Here is a 1,497-nt window from a genome sequence, read left to right on the forward strand (position 1 = left end):
CAGGCTGGGGCTATCGGCCACGATGACCTTGGCAACGCCCACGATCTGGGCGGCGGCCTTGCCGGCTTCGGCGGCATTGGCACCGGCCACGAGGATGTGGACATCACCACCGCAGGCGATGGCTGCGGTCACGGTGTTCAGGGTCGCGGGCTTGACGGTCGCGTGGTCGTGTTCGGCAATAACAAGTGCGGTCATGTTCAGATCACCTTCGCTTCGTTCTTCAGTTTGTCCACCAGCGTTGCAACGTCGGGCACCTTGATGCCGGCACCGCGCTTCGGGGGCTCAGCTACCTTCAGGGTCTTCAGGCGGGGCTTGACGTCCACGCCCAGGTCTTCGGGCTTGAAGATGTCGAGCGTCTTCTTCTTGGCCTTCATGATGTTGGGCAGCGTGACGTAGCGCGGCTCGTTCAGGCGCAGGTCGGTCGTGATGACGGCCGGCAGGCTCAGGGAGATGGTTTCCAGGCCGCCGTCGACTTCGCGGGTGACGGTGGCTTTGTCGCCAGCGACTTCGACCTTGGAGGCGAAGGTGGCTTGGGGAAGATCGGCCAGCGCAGCCAGCATCTGGCCGGTCTGGTTGGCGTCGTCGTCGATGGCTTGCTTGCCCAGGATGATGAGCGACGGCTGCTCCTTGTCGACCAGCGCCTTGAGCAGCTTGGCGACGGCCAGGGGCTGCAGTTCTTCGGTGGTTTCTACGAGGATGCCGCGATCGGCGCCGATGGCCATGGCGGTGCGCAGGGTTTCCTGGCACTTGGCATCGCCGCAGGAGACGGCGATGACTTCGGTCACAACGCCCTTTTCCTTCAGGCGAACGGCTTCTTCAACGGCGATCTCGTCGAAGGGGTTCATGCTCATCTTGACGTTGGCAATGTCCACTCCGGTGCCGTCGCTCTTCACGCGCACCTTCACGTTGTAGTCGACGACCCGTTTGACAGGTACGAGAACCTTCATGGCTGTTCCTTTGAATGACGAAGAAATGAATGAGTGAGTGAATGGCTTACTCGAGCTTGGCGCCCGACTGCTTGATGAGGCGCTCCCACACCGGGCGCTCGGCCTTCCAGGCGGTGGCGAAGAGTTCAGGCGAGCTGTCCTTGATCTCGAAGCCCATGGCCGCCACGCGCTCGCGCACGTCGGGCTGCTGTGTGGCCTTGCGCACTTCTTCGGCGATGCGGTCCACGATGGGCTTCGGTGTCTTTGCAGGGGCTGCGATGGCGAGCCAGCCGGTCACGCGATAGGCCTCGTCCTTCAGGCCTTGCTCGGCCAGCGTGGGTACGTTGGGCAGCGTGCTCATGCGGCGTTCGCCGCTCACGCCGATGGCGCGGATCTTCCCGGAGTCGATGTGCGGCTTGGCCACCAGCGCGCTCGCATACGCCATCTGGATCTGGCCGCCGATCAGGTCCTGCATCATCGGCGCCTCGCCCTTGTAAGCGACGTGGTTCATGTCGGACTGCGTCGCAAGGCTCATGTGCGCGCCGGCCAGGTGCGGATACGCGCCCACGCC

The 1,497-nt window shown here is 63.8% G+C and carries 3 protein-coding genes; all 3 read right to left on the reverse strand.

What is annotated here, in order from left to right; genetic code table 11:
* The coding region (locus ACSFA3_RS22960) for an adenine nucleotide alpha hydrolase family protein (RefSeq protein ID WP_475544577.1) at nt 1-195 on the reverse strand (195 nt) is incomplete at its 3' end.
* Between the two features lie 2 nt (nt 196-197).
* Nucleotides 198-947, reverse strand: a complete 750-nt coding sequence (locus ACSFA3_RS22965; RefSeq protein WP_435507763.1) for an electron transfer flavoprotein subunit beta/FixA family protein — start codon at nt 945-947, stop codon at nt 198-200.
* A 46-nt stretch (nt 948-993) separates the two neighbouring features.
* Nucleotides 994-1,497 (reverse strand): Bug family tripartite tricarboxylate transporter substrate binding protein (locus tag ACSFA3_RS22970; RefSeq protein ID WP_435507764.1); only part of this gene is annotated, 504 nt, incomplete at its 5' end.

Origin of the sequence: Variovorax glucosi (genome assembly GCF_051216695.1) — a bacterium.
In the GTDB taxonomy this organism is placed as follows: domain Bacteria; phylum Pseudomonadota; class Gammaproteobacteria; order Burkholderiales; family Burkholderiaceae_C; genus Variovorax.

Excerpts from the sequence above, each read along its gene's own strand:
- ACSFA3_RS22965 (WP_435507763.1), bottom strand. The coding sequence starts at position 947 with ATGAAGGTTCTCGTACCTGTCAAACGGGTCGTCGACTACAACGTGAAG.